This is a genomic window from Massilia sp. Masssp93 (genome assembly GCF_059491295.1).
On record NZ_CP168502.1, the window covers coordinates 510,112 to 525,347 of the forward strand.

15 protein-coding genes and 2 tRNA genes are annotated in these 15,236 nt (G+C 57.2%); 6 read left to right on the forward strand and 11 right to left on the reverse strand.

Going from position 1 to position 15,236, the window contains the following annotated elements; genetic code table 11:
* Positions 1 to 54 precede the first annotated feature (54 nt).
* The gene (locus ACEN9Q_RS02310) at positions 55 to 2,097 is read left to right on the forward strand and encodes a hypothetical protein (protein ID WP_157201761.1); all 2,043 of its coding nucleotides are present in this window, start codon (positions 55 to 57) and stop codon (positions 2,095 to 2,097) included.
* A 447-nt stretch (positions 2,098 to 2,544) separates the two neighbouring features.
* On the opposite strand, the gene ACEN9Q_RS02315 is transcribed toward ACEN9Q_RS02310, so the two are convergent.
* The 11 genes from ACEN9Q_RS02315 to ispB form a co-directional block, all read right to left on the reverse strand.
* A complete protein-coding gene (locus tag ACEN9Q_RS02315; RefSeq protein WP_157201762.1) occupies positions 2,545 to 3,207 on the reverse strand; it encodes a hypothetical protein in 663 nt (220 codons plus the stop codon).
* Positions 3,208 to 3,213: 6 nt separating this feature from the next.
* Positions 3,214 to 3,876, reverse strand: coding sequence for a GAD-like domain-containing protein (locus ACEN9Q_RS02320; protein WP_082547803.1), 663 nt, complete (start codon positions 3,874 to 3,876; stop codon positions 3,214 to 3,216).
* Positions 3,873 to 4,979: a polymorphic toxin type 15 domain-containing protein gene (locus ACEN9Q_RS02325; protein WP_495627235.1), complete on the reverse strand. Its 1,107-nt coding sequence runs from the start codon at positions 4,977 to 4,979 to the stop codon at positions 3,873 to 3,875. The genes ACEN9Q_RS02320 and ACEN9Q_RS02325 overlap by 4 nt, the downstream gene beginning before the upstream one ends.
* 3 nt (positions 4,980 to 4,982) lie before the next feature.
* Positions 4,983 to 5,336 (reverse strand): DUF4150 domain-containing protein, encoded by a 354-nt coding sequence (locus ACEN9Q_RS02330; protein WP_082547805.1) that lies wholly within the window; start codon positions 5,334 to 5,336, stop codon positions 4,983 to 4,985.
* A 9-nt stretch (positions 5,337 to 5,345) separates the two neighbouring features.
* Positions 5,346 to 6,767, reverse strand: a complete 1,422-nt coding sequence (locus ACEN9Q_RS02335; protein ID WP_056438844.1) for a DUF2169 family type VI secretion system accessory protein — start codon at positions 6,765 to 6,767, stop codon at positions 5,346 to 5,348.
* 11 nt (positions 6,768 to 6,778) lie between these two features.
* Positions 6,779 to 8,911, reverse strand: a complete 2,133-nt coding sequence (locus tag ACEN9Q_RS02340; protein ID WP_157201763.1) for a type VI secretion system Vgr family protein — start codon at positions 8,909 to 8,911, stop codon at positions 6,779 to 6,781.
* A gap of 208 nt (positions 8,912 to 9,119) precedes the next feature.
* Positions 9,120 to 9,341 carry a hypothetical protein gene (locus ACEN9Q_RS02345; protein WP_157201764.1) on the reverse strand — a complete coding sequence of 74 codons (222 nt, stop codon included), beginning with the start codon at positions 9,339 to 9,341 and terminating at the stop codon, positions 9,120 to 9,122.
* A 20-nt stretch (positions 9,342 to 9,361) separates the two neighbouring features.
* Positions 9,362 to 9,754 (reverse strand): hypothetical protein, encoded by a 393-nt coding sequence (locus ACEN9Q_RS02350; RefSeq protein ID WP_056438848.1) that lies wholly within the window; start codon positions 9,752 to 9,754, stop codon positions 9,362 to 9,364.
* A gap of 441 nt (positions 9,755 to 10,195) precedes the next feature.
* Positions 10,196 to 10,272, reverse strand: a tRNA-Pro gene (locus ACEN9Q_RS02355).
* Between the two features lie 34 nt (positions 10,273 to 10,306).
* A tRNA-Pro gene (locus ACEN9Q_RS02360) sits at positions 10,307 to 10,383 on the reverse strand.
* Between the two features lie 52 nt (positions 10,384 to 10,435).
* On the reverse strand, positions 10,436 to 11,425 hold the full coding sequence (gene ispB / locus ACEN9Q_RS02365) for an octaprenyl diphosphate synthase (RefSeq protein WP_495627236.1): 990 nt from the start codon (positions 11,423 to 11,425) through the stop codon (positions 10,436 to 10,438).
* Positions 11,426 to 11,679: 254 nt separating this feature from the next.
* On the opposite strand from ispB, the gene rplU reads away from it, so the two are divergent.
* The 5 genes from rplU (at position 11,680) to proB (ending at position 15,200) form a co-directional block, all read left to right on the forward strand.
* Positions 11,680 to 11,991: a 50S ribosomal protein L21 gene (rplU, locus tag ACEN9Q_RS02370; RefSeq protein ID WP_036230184.1), complete on the forward strand. Its 312-nt coding sequence runs from the start codon at positions 11,680 to 11,682 to the stop codon at positions 11,989 to 11,991.
* A gap of 39 nt (positions 11,992 to 12,030) precedes the next feature.
* On the forward strand, positions 12,031 to 12,303 hold the full coding sequence (gene rpmA, locus ACEN9Q_RS02375; RefSeq protein ID WP_056438856.1) for a 50S ribosomal protein L27: 273 nt from the start codon (positions 12,031 to 12,033) through the stop codon (positions 12,301 to 12,303).
* Positions 12,304 to 12,516: 213 nt separating this feature from the next.
* Positions 12,517 to 13,629, forward strand: coding sequence for an Obg family GTPase CgtA (gene cgtA / locus ACEN9Q_RS02380; RefSeq protein WP_495627237.1), 1,113 nt, complete (start codon positions 12,517 to 12,519; stop codon positions 13,627 to 13,629).
* A 3-nt stretch (positions 13,630 to 13,632) separates the two neighbouring features.
* On the forward strand, positions 13,633 to 14,073 hold the full coding sequence (locus ACEN9Q_RS02385) for a hypothetical protein (protein ID WP_056438861.1): 441 nt from the start codon (positions 13,633 to 13,635) through the stop codon (positions 14,071 to 14,073).
* Entirely contained in the window at positions 14,070 to 15,200 is a 1,131-nt protein-coding gene (gene proB, locus ACEN9Q_RS02390; protein ID WP_495627238.1) for a glutamate 5-kinase, read from the forward strand. Before ACEN9Q_RS02385 ends, proB begins: the two co-directional genes overlap by 4 nt.
* Positions 15,201 to 15,236 lie beyond the last annotated feature (36 nt).

A 15,236-nucleotide genomic window follows, 5' to 3' on the forward strand; every position in this document is an offset into this window, starting at 1 on the left:
AGATATTGGAAGTATAGTCATCGTGTCCCAATTATAGATGGAAGGAGACTTTTCATGAGATTGAGCTTTATCGAAACGATCCGGCAGAAACCAAAATCGATACCTAATCCCACAGGGTACGGGTTTGATAAGAATGTGTGGCAACAGGCATATGAGGCGCAACGCGACGGTAGTCCCGACGATCATAATGTTTATCTACTAGGGCTCATGCTCGCTCATCAAACTGGGCGAGTTCATGCAAGCGTTGAGAGACTTTCCGAAAACCTTCACTTCCGAACGATTGAAGATTTAAGCCAGTTTTTCTCGGAGCGAATAAACCAGGTTCAACTTCAAGTATTCCAGAGTCTTGAAAAGGCAATGGAAGGGGTTAAGCTTATTGCTAGCGAACGTGTTAGAGAAATGCGATGCTTCACTGACGCAGCGGGAAATTCCCACGCAATTCAACCACCAATGGAGGCTGTCGTAGATGCCATCGGTACCGCGTTGAAGCTACTCGGACGTGCTGGCGGACTCGGAAAACTGGAAAGCGCGCAGCGCGCTGGGATGACTATCGAAGACGTGCTCGGCAATCTCATGGATCTAGCTCAGCACAGTTTGTCGATTAAACGTGTATGGGACTCGGTAATTTGGTGGCGAACTGCCGTCGTGGTCGCCCATGACTGTCGTAGCTACTTCGTTGATGAACTCGCAAGCGACTTGGCGGTACGCGCAACCGTTGATTTAGCGAGACGGCCTGCTTTGATGGCAAGGTCGATCGATAGCTTTCAGAGGGAGAATCCCGAGACATTCGATAACAACGTTTTTGTTCCTTACGTGCGACTGCTTGAAGGGCGTCTGCTCGTCCAACCACTGCCGGCTTTTCTCGTGCCTGAGGAGGAACGAAAATTAGTGCTTGAAACACGCTACTCCCACGGCATATTGCAGGATGCGTCGCTGGGGACCTTTATACGCGAAATGCATCCTCAAGTGGGACTTCATATCAGAGAAATCATGGTCATCTGGGGCGAGTTGTCCACGATGGCGGCCCAAATTTATCAGTTAGCACGGCCCCTCGATATTGTGAAAGATAAGAATGAGCTATCAGTTCTTGTCGAGAGCCGATTGTCGCGCGATCAGATAATCGCAACTATTAAACAGTGTGTTGCATTGTCCGCAGATAGGGTAAAAGAGTGTCTTGATTTTCTTAGTTTCACACCATCTAAGTCTGCTGCACTATGGGACAATCCCTTGCTGCCTGCAGGGGACGATGTGCTGTTGCTCTGGTGGCCGTTGCAAGGCGCACATCAAGCTCGTCTGTTGAATGCTTGGTCAAAAAGTCATGAAGTGCTTACGGTTGCATTTAAGAAAAAAGGTCCTGCTAACGAAAGCTTACTGGCTGAGGCAATACGTGATGCCATCGCAAAGAGCCCCCATCGGGATCGCATGAAATTCATAGGAACAAGTTTGCATCCGCGCCAAAAGCCTGACGAGGAAATAGACTTGTTGGTTGTAATCGATGATACGGCATTTGTCATCGAGACTGCTTCCCTTCCTTCGCCAGCCGAAGCTTACGAGTTTTTCGATATAGAAGATCGGCTCCAGAAAAAGTCAAAGCAATGCCGCAAGCAATGCGCTGCCCTAAAACAAGATTTGAGTCAAATTGCTGAGTGGGCTGACGATGATTCTTTGCGAGAGAGGGTAACTAAGGTCTTTGGTCTGGTTGTTACAAACTCCTACTTGCGCGAAGGTTTATATGACGACGATATATGCTACTGTCACAGGGATACATTATATAACGTTATTTCGGGTGGGATCCATTTTGGAGTGACGCGCGGGCTCGAAGAGTACACTTTAAAAATGCCGATCCAGGTAGGCCCGGAAGGCTCGGTAGTCGACGGAATAATCAGCACGCTGAGAAAGTCGCCCAAGGCAGAGCTCTTTGCACGGTGTATAGTTCCGGTCGATTTCCGCGTTACGGGCTTCGACGATACTGACGTAGAAGGTTACTACAGAGCTGTGGAAATAGATATTCCTGAGCATGACATGTTAGAAAACCGCTTGCGGGAGTGCAGTTTTGCGGCATTACTGGAAGAATCGTCCGATCCTCGCTTTGAATAACTCGGCTAGTGTCGCGCTAAGCGACACTGCCAGGAACACTTTATTGTCGCGAGAACCGCCACTGATGGGCAAACGTTAGCTCGTCTGCTAACGCTTTGGCAGTAGCCGAACGCGGCCATCAGGCCCTTCGGCACCGTGGCGACCACGCGGAATTGCTACGACTCTGCCGTCTCGACCCTCCCGCGACGTTGCTCCCTTTGGTACAGCCACAACGCGTCCGTCGCTGCCCTCGCGAGAAGTCGCGCCGCGCGGAACTGCTACCACTCGACCATCCCGACCTTCGCGCGATGTCCCACCGGGCGGCACTGCGACGACACGACCATCACGACCTTGCCGCGATGTGTAGCCGTGTGGAATTTTTACCTTTTTTCCGTCCTGACCAGTTCGAAAAGAGTGCGACATAATACCTCCGCTGTTCTGGAAGTATTTAGCCCATGCATTGCACCATTAATCGTTAAGGCGTTTCAGCCAGTTCCAGAAATCATCATCTGATTCAGATTCGTCCATACTTACGGTCTTGCCCACGACTTCCGATCCGCGCGCAGGAATGCTCAGCCCAAGTATGTTTTTAACGTAATTTTGGAAAAGTTGCGGTGGCGGCGGGTAGTCATCATCGTCGTATTCATCCTCTCGTACCTCATCTGGCGTTAATTCGAACTGATCAGGCCAACAGTGTTCGTCGTAACCGATCGCCAACAAACGTAATAGGTCTTCTATATTTTCGGCGAGCACACAGAGCATTACCGAGCCAGACCCTGAGCCTAAATGAACAATTCGCTGCTGACCATTATCATCTCGCCAAAGTCCAGCCCACGATCCATCGCCGCCGGTTCGCAAAAAGATCGCTAGCCGGTCGTTTACCTCGGGATCATCACTTTTTGTCCACTGTGCGGTATCAGCAGGGTCAGGTACGAAAAAACCTGTTTTTGCTAGGTCGCTGTGTTCGGGTTTGGGGTACAAGGTCATATAGCGAACGCCGTCGCGACGCGTCCGAACGCAGCCGTGTTCTTCCATGAATTGTAGGGCTTGCCGCAACACGCCCGGAAGCGGGTTCCGCTCCGGGAATGAAGAGGCCATTTCATCAGTAAAACTCATTTCTTTGTAGAACATAAAATGCTAAGAATTGAGTAATTTTTCGATTTCGACATTTGAGAATGGAAGTGTCGGTGACGCAAGCTGTCGAAGGATAGTCAGATGCACGTCTAACTTGAGCTTCCCAAGGTTCTCCAGTCGCATTTTCCCGCCTACAGCTATAGCAGGTTCAAAGCCATAAACTTCGTCTGGTTCAAGTGGGCCTAATTTTTTCAGAGCCCGCTGGAAGAGTTGACGCCCGGATTCGTCTTTTAGGTCACATTCACTAATGCTTAATCCAATAAAAGATCGGACCGACCAATCTTGATCTTCTTTGCTTTTCGGCTTCAAGTCCTTTGGTAGGGAAAAAATTGCGTTGATAGGACAGCTTATTGTCATATTGACGCCGCTGCGTTCGCCGCAAACATAAAGGTCGCCGAATGCCGTTCTACCGATTACGTGGAATGCATCAATTTGTTCCAGCGAAGTATCTTCTAGCCACTCATCAACAATGTCTTCGTAATCGTCTGGATTAACAATCCAAAAAAGGCCATTTGCATAACCGGACCACCCTTCTTCCCTCCAGTATGTTAATAACTGATCGGGTAGCTTGCCTTTCCATTTTTGGATGGCCTCTGCTGGAACATCGGTCCTGTGAGTCGCCTCACCGAATTCATCAATAAATACTTCAAAGTCTTCGTCTCTCATCTCATTCCCTTGCCACGGCAAGGCTCCAGTTTAACATTCATCTTTTGCTCGCCTCGACCGCTATTAATTGCCCTCTCGGCTTCGCGATCCATGCCGGCGACGCGGTCATTTTGGTTCCAACTTGCCCCAATCGACGAGTTTACATCTCGGCGTCCGTGCCCTTTCGGCTCCGGGTCCATCCAACCCCCAGCCACCATGTCAGGATCATGTAGCGCCGCTAACTTGTCCATCACTTGTTTAGCGCGCGCGGCGGCCTCTGTTTTTGCTTCTTGAGCGCTCATTCCCGTTTTTCGCAGGCTGGCGCGAATGCTTGCGCTAATTCTCGACAATGCTCTCTCGTTGAAAGTTTCTTGTGCCGCAGCCGCGGCTGGATTGCGGTTTAGTGCTTTAAACGCGTCTCGTGCCGCTTTGTAATCCGTTGCGCTCAGCTCATTGATTGCGCTTTCTTGACGTTTGAGCTGCGCGGCCATTTCCTTTAAGTATGCCTTCTGTTCGTCCTTACTCATCCGCATGAATTTTTTCTTATCAAACGGATGGAAACAAGGCACTTTATGCTCGCGGCCCTTTACGGTCACCTCTTTTTTTGGTTTTTTGGGACCAGATGCAACTTCCCGCGCCTCTTCTGCCTCTTTGGCTTCTCGGGCTTCCTTGGCTGCTTTGGCTTCTCGCGCAACTCTTGCGGCTTCCTCTGCGTCCTTTGCTGCCTTCGCAGCTTTGGCGACTTCTTCCGCTTCGTGCGCGCCCTTGGCGATCCTTGCAGCCGTGCCTGCGCCTTTCGCCATCCCTACTGCGCCCTTGGCGACCTTACCCACCGTCGTCACAACCTTGCCGCCTGGGATCATACTTGCCGCCGCGATGCCCGCTTCGACAAGATCGCCCTCAGCCGCGTAGATCGCCGTATCCGCCGCACCGGTCACTACTGATAGGCCGGGAACAAAGCTGGCTACACCTAACACTCCATGCACCCAAGGGCTGGACTTTTGCCACATGGTTTTTTCAGCGGCGTTCTCAAGGCTCGTGGCGAGATTGGCTCCGCCGCCATGCGGTTCGACGTGCGTTATAGACCGCTCAGCCTGTTCTAGGATTACCCCCTTCGTACTCATGGCTTAACTTGCCAGATTCATGTCGCACTCGTCGCCATGGCGCACAACGTATTTCTTCTCTGCCCTTACAGAGTTGGCACTTTGCGTAGCACGAACCTTTCCTTTGTTGACACCGGATTTCATGCCGCCGCCTGTTCCGGCCTCATTGCCGGTCACGTTCGTCACCACGCTGTCGTTGAGTAGGAAGACAGGATTGCCATTGAACCTGACCGATTTTGCGACTTCGACGCTATTACTCAGGTCAGCAATGATGGGGTAGGGAACAGGTACCATGTTCGGCCCCATTGGTGTCTTGCATACGTTCGGAACGAGGCTTACGGCCTTGAAGATGCTGTTTTTACGGGCACCAGTTGGCATATATTCCTCTCAAGCGATGGTTGGTGTGGGCTCGTTCGACTGGATTGCCGACTGCGGAGCCTTGAGGTTTTGAGCCTGTTCGCGCAGCGCGTCCACATCAGCGCGTGACAGCATTCGCGCTTCGAGCACCCGTATGGCAGGTTCGGAAGCGACGGTAGCGCGCCACACGCAAACGACGGAAGGCTTTTTGTCCGGGTTGTTAGCGTCGGGAGCCACGTCGATGATGACCGTATCGAGCTTGGCCGCGAGTTCGCCAATGCGTCCGTCTTCAAAACGGACTAGCACGAACGGCAGATGTCCCGGCAGAGCGAACGGCAGGAGCGTGTTGCCCCATGCGTCTTGTGTTGTCCCTGTACCGGCTGGACAAAGGTTGTACAGCGTAATGGTTTCGTCGCCATCCATATGTGGGACAACTTGCTGGTCGGCGGGTGCGCCGTTCCAGTACGCAAAATTGAAATCGGCGGGCAAACTTGGGTGGCGGTTTTCCAGCCATTGCTGGTCGTAGGTGCCTGCCAGCCCCAGGCGCGGCCTCCAGGCACGCCCAATGATGCCAAAGCCATCTGGCTCGCATTCGTCGCCAAAGCGCGCCATGGGCTGGTTAGCGGGCTCTATTTGCGGCGCTGGCACGCGCTTTAGTTTCGTCGCGCGAAGATACCAGTCTTCCGCGAAGCCACGGCCTACCGGGTTTCGCTCGCATACCGTATGGGCGATTGCTTGCGGCGCATCGCCAGTGGCCGCGTTCTCGGGCTGCGGCACTAGGCCTGGCAAGCGATGTTTTTTACTCACGCGCTTGGCTGACCGCTCGGTGACGAGTATTTTGTTCTCACCGCCATAGGCGTATTCGTAGCGCAGCGGCAGCGTTGTGATAGGTTGCGGTGCTGTCAGCTTCCATTTCGGGAGCGTGAACAGGGTCAGCGCCCGTATGAAGGCAGGACGCTTGCGCCATTCGCGAGCACCCGTGATCGTAAGTATCTTGGAGAGAATGAGCGGTCCTTGTTTGGCCTGCGCCGTCAAACGGGCGCACTTCTGCCGCCATTCGGCCATACGTTCGGGCGACGCATGAAATGATGGATTCAGGCCGTGCGGTTCAGGCGGCAAATCTGGCTCGGTAGGCGGGCCGTTGATCTTGAGAGCGACGGCAAACTCTCCGGTCGCGCGGCCCTGCGGCGCGTGCGCGTCGGCGATGACGATCACGTCGGTATGCGGCTTGTACGGCGCAAGGTCGGATTCCTGCTTGACGCTGGAGCGGTTCATTTCGCCGTAGTACTCATCCGACGTTACTAGCGGCGTTTGCTCCGGCGCGAGCAAGAACTTGCCGTCGTGCTGTAACTCGAAGGTGAGCCGCATGACGCCGACGTGGAAGCGCTGGTCATGCTGGTCGAGGGCATCGAACGCCATCGAGGGGTAAGGCGTGAGGTTTCGAAATTCCATGCGCGGCCCGGTCAGTTGATATCGACATCTTTGCCTGATATTTCCATCGGCCCGGATGCCTCGATGGCGATCTGCGTGCCGCTGATGGATATCTTGCCGTCCGCTGTCATTCGAAGGCTTGCCGCGCCGACCGTGATCGACAATTCATCGCCTGCCGTGATCGATATCGTCTTGCCGACTTTTGTAATCTGGTTGATGCCGACGACCGTGGCCATGATCGTGCCAACATTCAGGTTGTAGGCGAGGCCGACATTTTCCATGCGGCCCATGCCGACGTTCTGCATGTAGGCCATGCCGACCGTTTCCGTCTTCATCCGGGCAACGTAAGTCGACCAATTCTTGCCGATGTCGTCCTTGCGGTTCTTGCCGATGGTCTTGACGCGGTTGCCGCCGATATCGACGGTTTCGTTTTTATCGACTGTTTCGATGCGGTTGTTGTGAACAGTGATGGTCTCGTTGTTGTCTACCGTCTCGGTGCGGTCATGTTTGATGTGCGATGTCTCGTCGTGGTCGATGGTCTTGCGGCGGTCGTTGCCGACCCATTTATCCTCGTCGTGCTCGACCTCGGTAAGTTGATCGCGCTCAGCGTGTAGCCAGAGCTGTTCCCGGCCCTTCATGTCTTCGAAGCGCAGCGCGTTAGCGTTGCCGTAGCTGCCCTTCGGCGTGGAACGCGTCAGGATGCCGCTCTGGGTCTTGTTTGCAGGCAGATTCCAAGGCGGCATGTTGGCGGCGTTCGGCACCATGCCGGTGATGAGTCCGCGGTCTGGATTGCCATCCAAGAACTGCACGATCACTTCTGAGCCGACACGCGGAATTGAGGTCATGCCGAAGTTGGAACCAGCCCAAGGGGTAGCGACGCGAAGCCATGCTGAACTTTTCTCGTCGTTCGCGCCTTCGCGGTCCCAGTGGAACTGGACTTTGACGCGCCCGTACTGATCGGTGTGGATTTCTTCGCCCTTCGGTCCAACGACGGTGGCCGTTTGCAGGCCGTAGATTTTCGGTTCTACGCTGTTGAAGCCGCGACCAGGACGCCACGGAATGACCTTGCGGATACACTTGATCCGGTTCTCGTAGTGGGGCCGGCTGGCGTCGTTCACGTGGTAGTTGTTGCTCGCACTGTGACGCACTTCGATGATGAGGAATTCCCGGTCTTCTTTGCTTCCGCCGTCGAAATGGCCTGTCAGCCGGAACCAGTAGCCAGGGACGACGTGGCGATTGTTACCTACGGCCTCGAACAGCTTTCCCGCGTGTTCGAATTCTTCCATGCGCAGCTTCGCGAGACGGTCGCCGTCCTGATGATCCTTAAAGCCATAGGCACCCGCGTATTCGTAGTACTCTTTACGAAGTACCATGCCTTGTCGATTTCGCGTCGGCAGTTCAACGTTTTGCTGCCGAGGTGCCTTGAAATTAAAGGACGTTAGGGCCACGCTCGCAGGCACGATATGCCGCACGCCCGACCATTCATGGATGCCGTTTTCTTCCTGCGAGCCGGTATGACGCTGGTATGCGATCTCCACGCCATCGATGGGTTTGGCGTAGGTCGAATCGTCGCTCAGTATCAGTTTGTGACCCTTGGCCGTGTGTTCGTAGGCATAGTGCCAACCCGCAGCCTCCCAACGTCTGCTTAAGTAGTTGTGGTCGGACTCGTCGAACTGGCACGCCTCGGTCATCGGAGGGTCTTCCGCGTGGCCGCGCAACTCCCACTGAGGCAGAGCGCGGTACTCGCGAAAAATACTCCTCGTTTGATCGTATAGGCTCAGTCCATGGAACAGCATGCAGTTCTTGCGCAGGGCCAGATACTTCAGCCATGGCCCGAGCTTGGCTTCGTAGAACGCGACATTGCCATCCGTCTTCACAAATCGGAAACTGAAGACGTAGCCGGTGAAGTAGCGCAGGCTGCCGTCTTGCCGCACAAGTTCCACAGACATCAATTTGCCTTGGACGTCCTTCAGTTCGAGCGAGGCGTTGTCGGATAGTAGCTCGACAGTGAACTCGAAGTCGCGCGAAAGCCCTTCGTCCGCGTCCAGCCTGTTGACCAGTAACCTGGATTTCGGTTCGTCGCGATTGGGGAAAATCAGCCGCAGGATGCGGGAGTGCTGATAGTCGATAAGGAGGTTTTCAAGACTACGAAGCGTTTTGCTCATGCAGGTTCCCGTGCTCATCAAGACATCATCGCTGATGCAATAATGGCATGTATGATAACCGCTTGCTGAGCTAGCTTGGGGAAATTGCCGACTTGTTGCGCTCGGTCAGTAACATGAGAGCGCACCGGCTACAGCGTCATCTATGACTGCATAAATGTGGCAAGTGTCGTGTGAAGCGACACTTGCTAGGTGTATGCCGGGTCACTGCTTAATTTGTGCTTTCTACCATTGAACCACCGCCGCGAAAGCTTGGCCCCACAACAAAACCCATCTTGTTCATTGCATCGGGCAGATCAAGCATGTCAAATGGAGGCAGTGCCTTGCATTCCTTGGCTGGCTGTTCAGCTTTGGCCTGATCGGTCGCGGCCGTTGACGCCACCCTTTCGATTTTGGCCGCTTGCTTGGCAAGTAAAGCCTTCTCGTCGGGCAACGGTGGCGGCTTCCTCTCAATCAAACGATTGCGACGTTTAACAATAGGAGGGATATCGCGACAAGCTCGGTTGCTCTAGCGATGAGCGCTCGATACTGTGCATCAGGGAACCATCCCCGTGGCTCGTCTTTTTTCTTGATGGTCGGGAAGTTCGGAAGTGTAAGGAGCAGTTGGCGGTGAAGCGCATACCCCATGACTTTGTACACGATACCTAAGTGTCGCTGGATGGAGGACGGTGCCAGGTCGACCCCGATCTTTCCAACGAAGTCTTGCAGGGCGGCGAACGAAATACTCGCAAGCTCCATTGCCCCGAACTCGGCCAAGATTCGCTTGTTGAGCATGTAGATATCGTTGTCGTGCGCCATCTTGGAAAGCTCGCCGCGTTCCACTCGCGACTTCTGCGCTTCAAGCATCTTGTTCGCGCAGATGTCGAAGCGAGTGCCTTGCGTGAGTGCCTTGCCCGTTGCTTGCGCGTGCAGAATCGGGTTGTAGGTCGCCTTTGCGAACTCGATGGCTTCCTGCTTGTCTGTGGTTTTTGTGCTCAGCTTGATCGTCTTGCCGTTTTCAAAGCACCTGACTTGCCAGAACGGGCTTGCTTCGATTCGGTAGATTTTGAGCTTGTCTGGATACCCGCGTAGCGACGTTAGACTGTCCAGTGCGCGTTGATTTGCTAAGGGAAGGGGGAGTGCTTGAGGTCGATTTCGTTACTGGCGCGATTCCAAAAATATCAGGCCCAACTGCGTTGATATCAAAGGAAAACGGACGTGTGAAACCTAACTAAAGTACTACACAGGATACTGTAGTACTTTTAGGAAATCAACGATGGTGTAAGTTGTTGATTTTACTGTGGATTTTGGTCGGGGTGAGAGGATTCGAACCTCCGGCCTCTACGTCCCGAACGTAGCGCTCTACCGGGCTAAGCTACACCCCGACTGGTATGGATACTGCTGAGGGAGAAAAACAGATGGTCGGGGTGAGAGGATTCGAACCTCCGGCCTCTACGTCCCGAACGTAGCGCTCTACCGGGCTAAGCTACACCCCGACTGTTCGAGACGCCGTTACCGGAATCTCGGGAAGGCATTACTATAGTTGCCTCAATGGTTCCTGTCAACAGCGAAGGTGCATAACTGCAGCAGGCTCGCCTTGTATTCGCTCTCCGGCAGGTCGGCGATTGCGGCGGCGGCGCGGCGTGCCGCGGTCTCCGCTTCGCGCCGCGTGAAGTCCAGCGCGCCGCTGTTCGAGACGGCCGCCAGCACGGCGTCGAAATGGGTTTCGTCGCCCTGTTCGATGCAGGTGCGGATCAGTTCGCGCTGCTCGGCCGTGCCGTTTTCCATCACGTAGATCAGCGGCAAGGTCGGCTTGCCTTCGCGCAGGTCGTCGCCCACGTTCTTGCCGATCTCGGCGGCGTCGCCCGCGTAGTCGAGCACGTCGTCGATCAGCTGGAACGCCGTGCCCAGCGAGCGGCCGTATTCGCCGGCCGCTTCGATCTGGTCGTCGTTCGCGCCGGCCACGAGGGCGCCCAGCTGGGCGGCGGCTTCGAACAGTTTCGCGGTCTTCGAGCGGATCACGCGCAGGTAGCTCTCTTGCGTGACTTCCGGATCGTGCATGTTCAGCAGCTGCAGCACTTCACCTTCGGCGATGACGGTCGTCGCGCGCGACAGGATCTGCATGACGCGCATATTGTCCAGGGCCGTCATCATCTCGAACGAGCGCGAGTACAGGTAGTCGCCCACGAGCACCGACGCGGCGTTGCCGAACATGGCGTTGGCCGTCTGGCGGCCGCGGCGCATCGAGGATTCGTCGACGACGTCGTCGTGCAGCAGGGTCGCCGTGTGGATGAATTCCACGACGGCCGCCAGTTCGTGGTGGCCGGTGCCGCGGTAGCCGTAGGCGTTCGCCAGCAGCAGCACCAGCACGGGACGAATCCGCTTGCCGCCGGCACTGATGATGTACTCGGCGATCTGGTTCACCAGCGCGACTTCGGATTGCAGCCGCTGCCGGATCACCGTGTTGACGGCCTCCATGTCGGCTGCGATCGTGCGGGTGATGGGGTTCTGTTGTGCGGTTTGGGTGGCGGCGGACAAGGCGGACCTGCTGACGTTGGATGCGGATAGGTTTTGTTGAGTCGCGATTATACGACATGCAAGCAAAAACCGTCCTTTTTCCCAGTGGCGCCAGAGGGAATCCTCCAGCGCGACGGGCGTCAAGGCCGCGCCACCACAACCGTTTTGACGCCCCGCACCATTCCATGTATAATCCTCTGTTCCCCGAATCCCTGGCTGTGTTTCTTGTGCCGGGAACACGGGAAATTTCTTAACAATCAACGAGGTTTCAAATCATGTACGCGGTCATAAAAACCGGTGGCAAGCAATATAAAGTTGTCGCTGGCGAAAAACTCAAAGTAGAACAGATACCGGCAGACATTGGTTCCGAACTCACTATCGATCAGGTTCTCGCCGTCGGCGAGGGCGAGAGCATCAAATTTGGTGCTCCGCTGGTGGAAGGTGCTTCGGTTCGCGTGACTGTTGTGTCGCACGGTCGTCACGACAAAGTGCGCATTTTCAAGATGCGTCGTCGTAAGCACTACCAGAAGCGTCAGGGCCATCGCCAGAACTACACCGAAATCCAAGTGGTTGCGATCAACGGCTAATCGCCGCGCGTCCCTATTCAGTCATCAAGGAGCATCTAAATGGCACACAAAAAAGGCGGCGGCACTACCCGCAACGGCCGTGACTCAGAAAGCAAACGCCTCGGCGTGAAGGTCTACGGCGGCCAGGCGATCAACGCCGGCGGCATCATCATGCGCCAGCGCGGCACGACTATCCGTCCGGGCACCAACGTCGGCCTGGGCAAGGATCACACCCTGTTCGCCCTGGTCAACGGCACGGTCAAGTTCGTCAAGCAAGGCGTCGGTTCGAAGCAGTACGTGACCGTCATCGCTGCAGAAGCAGCTGCTGCTTAAATCAAGCGGCGCAAGCGGGGCCGGGCCGCAAGGCATGGTCCCGCGAAGTAGGGCGCGAGCCTTACGATCGATAGGCTCTGCCCTCAGGTAGGGCCTTTTTAATTTTTGGCGTTGTCACCGTTAAGTGCGGATCGTTCCGCGGCCGTTCGTCTATCATGGATGCCCGGTCCGTTTTTAACAGTGACACAGCCTTTCGTTTTTGGTGGTCTCATCATGAAGTTTATCGACGAAGCACGCATCGAAGTCATCGCCGGCGACGGCGGCAACGGCTGCGCCTCGTTCCGCCGCGAGAAATTTCGCCCGTTCGGTGGTCCGGACGGCGGCGACGGCGGCCGCGGCGGCTCGATCTGGGCGGTCGCCGACCGCAACATCAACACGCTGGTCGATTTCCGCTTTTCCAAGGTGCACACGGCGCGCAACGGCGAGCCGGGCCGCGGTTCCGACTGCTACGGCAAGGGCGCCGAGGATGTCTACATGCGCATGCCGGTCGGCACCCTGATCGTCGACGACGTCACCGGCGAGATCATCGCCGACCTGACGGAGCACGACCAGGTCGAATTGCTGGCCAGGGGCGGCGAGGGCGGCTGGGGCAACATCCACTTCAAGACGTCGACCAACCGCGCGCCGCGCCAGAAGACGGACGGCAAGGAGGGCGAGCGCCGCGCGCTGCGCCTCGAACTGAAGGTGCTGGCCGACGTGGGCCTGCTGGGCATGCCGAACGCCGGCAAGTCGACGTTCATCACGGCGGTGTCGAACGCGCGTCCCAAGATCGCGGACTATCCGTTCACCACGCTGCACCCGAACCTCGGCGTCGTGCGCGTGTCGCACGCGAAGAGCTTCGTGATCGCCGACATCCCGGGCCTGATCGAAGGCGCGGCGGAAGGCGCCGGCCTCGGTCACCAGTTCCTGCGCCACCTGAGCCGCACGGGCCTGTTGCTGCACATCGTCGACGTCGCGCCGATGGACGGCAAGACGGACCCCGTCAAGGAAACCAAGGCGCTCGTGAAGGAGCTCGAGAAGTACGACGAGGAGCTCGTCAACAAGCCGCGCTGGCTCGTGCTGAACAAGCTGGACGTCGTGCCGGAAGAAGATCGTAAGAAGCTCGTCAAGGACTTCGTCAAGCGCATGGCCTGGAAGGGCCCCGTGTTCGAGATTTCGGCGCTGAACCGCGAAGGCTGCGAAGACCTCGTGCACGCGATCTACAAGTACCTGGAAGAGAAGCGCCACTCCGAGCAGCGCTCGGAAGAGAAGCAGATGACCGAGGAAGCACGCGGCATCGCGTCGATCGATCCGGACGATCCGCGCTTCAAGATCCTCGAAGACTGATCGTTGGCAGTCTCCATCGCCCACATCGCAAGCAGCGCGCGGCGCGCGCGCCTGCGCGGCCAGTTGCTGTCGGCCTGCGCCACGGCGCAGTCGCTGGCTGCGCTCGCGGCCCTGCTGAATCCGGACCGGATGGCGGATGCGATGGGACTGTTCCTCGTCGGCGTGAACGGCTACAGCCAGTTCTACGCCCTCTACGTCGGAGTACGCCTCGCCACCGCGGGGCTGGCTCTGCTGGCGGCAAGGCAGGGCGACCAGCCCATCCTCGGCGACCTCGCAGCATTGTTCATCCTGGCGCAGCCGCTTGGCCGCTTCGTCGCGGCCTTCGCGATCGGCCTGCCCCAGGGCTTATTGTTCGTCGTCAGCGGGATCGAGCTGGCGGTCGGCCTGGCGCTGATCGGCCTGCGCCCGCAAGGACGCTTCCTGTCAATCCGACCGTCGCCATGAACTCTGTCGTCAATTCAGTCATCCTGAAATCCAGCCGCATCATCGTCAAAGTCGGCTCATCGCTCGTCACCGACGAAGGCCGGGGCCTCGACCACGGCGCCATCGCGCGCTGGGCCGCGCAAATCTCCTCGCTCCGCTCGCTCGGCAAGGAAGTCGTGCTGGTGTCGTCCGGTGCCATCGCCGAAGGCATGCTGCGCCTCGGTTTCACCGCGCGCCCGACCGACATCCACGAACTGCAGGCCTGCGCCGCCTGCGGCCAGATGGGCCTCGCGCAGATCTACGAAACGAGCTTCCGCAGCCACGGCGTCAAGACCGCGCAGGTGCTGCTCACGCACGCCGACCTCGCGGACCGCGAACGCTACCTGAACGCGCGCTCCACGCTCACCACCTTGCTGCGCCTGGGCGTCGTCCCGATCATCAACGAGAACGACACCGTCGTCACGGACGAAATCAAGTTCGGCGACAACGACACGCTGGGCGCGCTCGTCGCCAACCTGATCGAGGCGGATGCCCTCGTGATCCTGACCGACCAGAAGGGCCTGTACTCGGCCGATCCGCGCAAGGATCCACAAGCACGGCTGATCGGGGAAGCGCAGGCCGGCGACACGTCGCTCGAAGCGATGGCCGGCGGCGCCGGCAGCAATATCGGGCGCGGCGGCATGCTGACGAAGGTGCTGGCAGCCAAGCGCGCCGCCCGTTCGGGCGCGCACACGGTGATCGCCTGGGGCCGCGAGGACAACGTCCTGACCCGGCTCGCGCACGGCGAAGCGATCGGCACGCAGCTGACGGCGCCGACGGCCCGCCTGACCGCGCGCCGCCAGTGGATGATCGATCACCTGCACACGGCCGGCACGCTCGTACTGGACGCCGGCGCCGCGCAGAAGCTCGTGAAGGAAGGGAAGTCGCTGCTGCCGATCGGCGTGACTGCCGTGCGCGGCGAATTCGGACGCGGCGCCCTCGTGGGCTGCGTGGACGACGCGGGCAACGAGATCGCGCGCGGCCTCACCAATTACACGAGCGGCGAAGTCAAACGCATCATGCGCCACGCGTCGAGCGAGATCGAGGGCATCCTCGGCTACGTCGAGGCGCCCGAACTCGTGCATCGGGATAATCTCGTCCTGCTCTGATCGCGCCTGGCCGGCGTGTAGGGTGGGCGTTTGAGG

What these genes read in the sequence shown, in the direction of transcription:
- ACEN9Q_RS02310 (WP_157201761.1), top strand. Translation starts at nt 55, where the DNA reads ATGAGATTGAGCTTTATCGAAACGATCCGGCAGAAACCAAAATCGATA.
- ACEN9Q_RS02315 (WP_157201762.1), bottom strand. Translation starts at nt 3,207, where the DNA reads ATGTTCTACAAAGAAATGAGTTTTACTGATGAAATGGCCTCTTCATTC.
- ACEN9Q_RS02320 (WP_082547803.1), bottom strand. Translation starts at nt 3,876, where the DNA reads ATGAGAGACGAAGACTTTGAAGTATTTATTGATGAATTCGGTGAGGCG.
- ACEN9Q_RS02325 (WP_495627235.1), bottom strand. Translation starts at nt 4,979, where the DNA reads ATGAGTACGAAGGGGGTAATCCTAGAACAGGCTGAGCGGTCTATAACG.
- ACEN9Q_RS02330 (WP_082547805.1), bottom strand. Translation starts at nt 5,336, where the DNA reads ATGCCAACTGGTGCCCGTAAAAACAGCATCTTCAAGGCCGTAAGCCTC.
- ACEN9Q_RS02335 (WP_056438844.1), bottom strand. Translation starts at nt 6,767, where the DNA reads ATGGAATTTCGAAACCTCACGCCTTACCCCTCGATGGCGTTCGATGCC.
- ACEN9Q_RS02340 (WP_157201763.1), bottom strand. Translation starts at nt 8,911, where the DNA reads ATGAGCAAAACGCTTCGTAGTCTTGAAAACCTCCTTATCGACTATCAG.
- ACEN9Q_RS02350 (WP_056438848.1), bottom strand. Translation starts at nt 9,754, where the DNA reads ATGCTTGAAGCGCAGAAGTCGCGAGTGGAACGCGGCGAGCTTTCCAAG.
- rplU (WP_036230184.1), top strand. Translation starts at nt 11,680, where the DNA reads ATGTACGCGGTCATAAAAACCGGTGGCAAGCAATATAAAGTTGTCGCT.
- rpmA (WP_056438856.1), top strand. Translation starts at nt 12,031, where the DNA reads ATGGCACACAAAAAAGGCGGCGGCACTACCCGCAACGGCCGTGACTCA.
- cgtA (WP_495627237.1), top strand. Translation starts at nt 12,517, where the DNA reads ATGAAGTTTATCGACGAAGCACGCATCGAAGTCATCGCCGGCGACGGC.
- proB (WP_495627238.1), top strand. Translation starts at nt 14,070, where the DNA reads ATGAACTCTGTCGTCAATTCAGTCATCCTGAAATCCAGCCGCATCATC.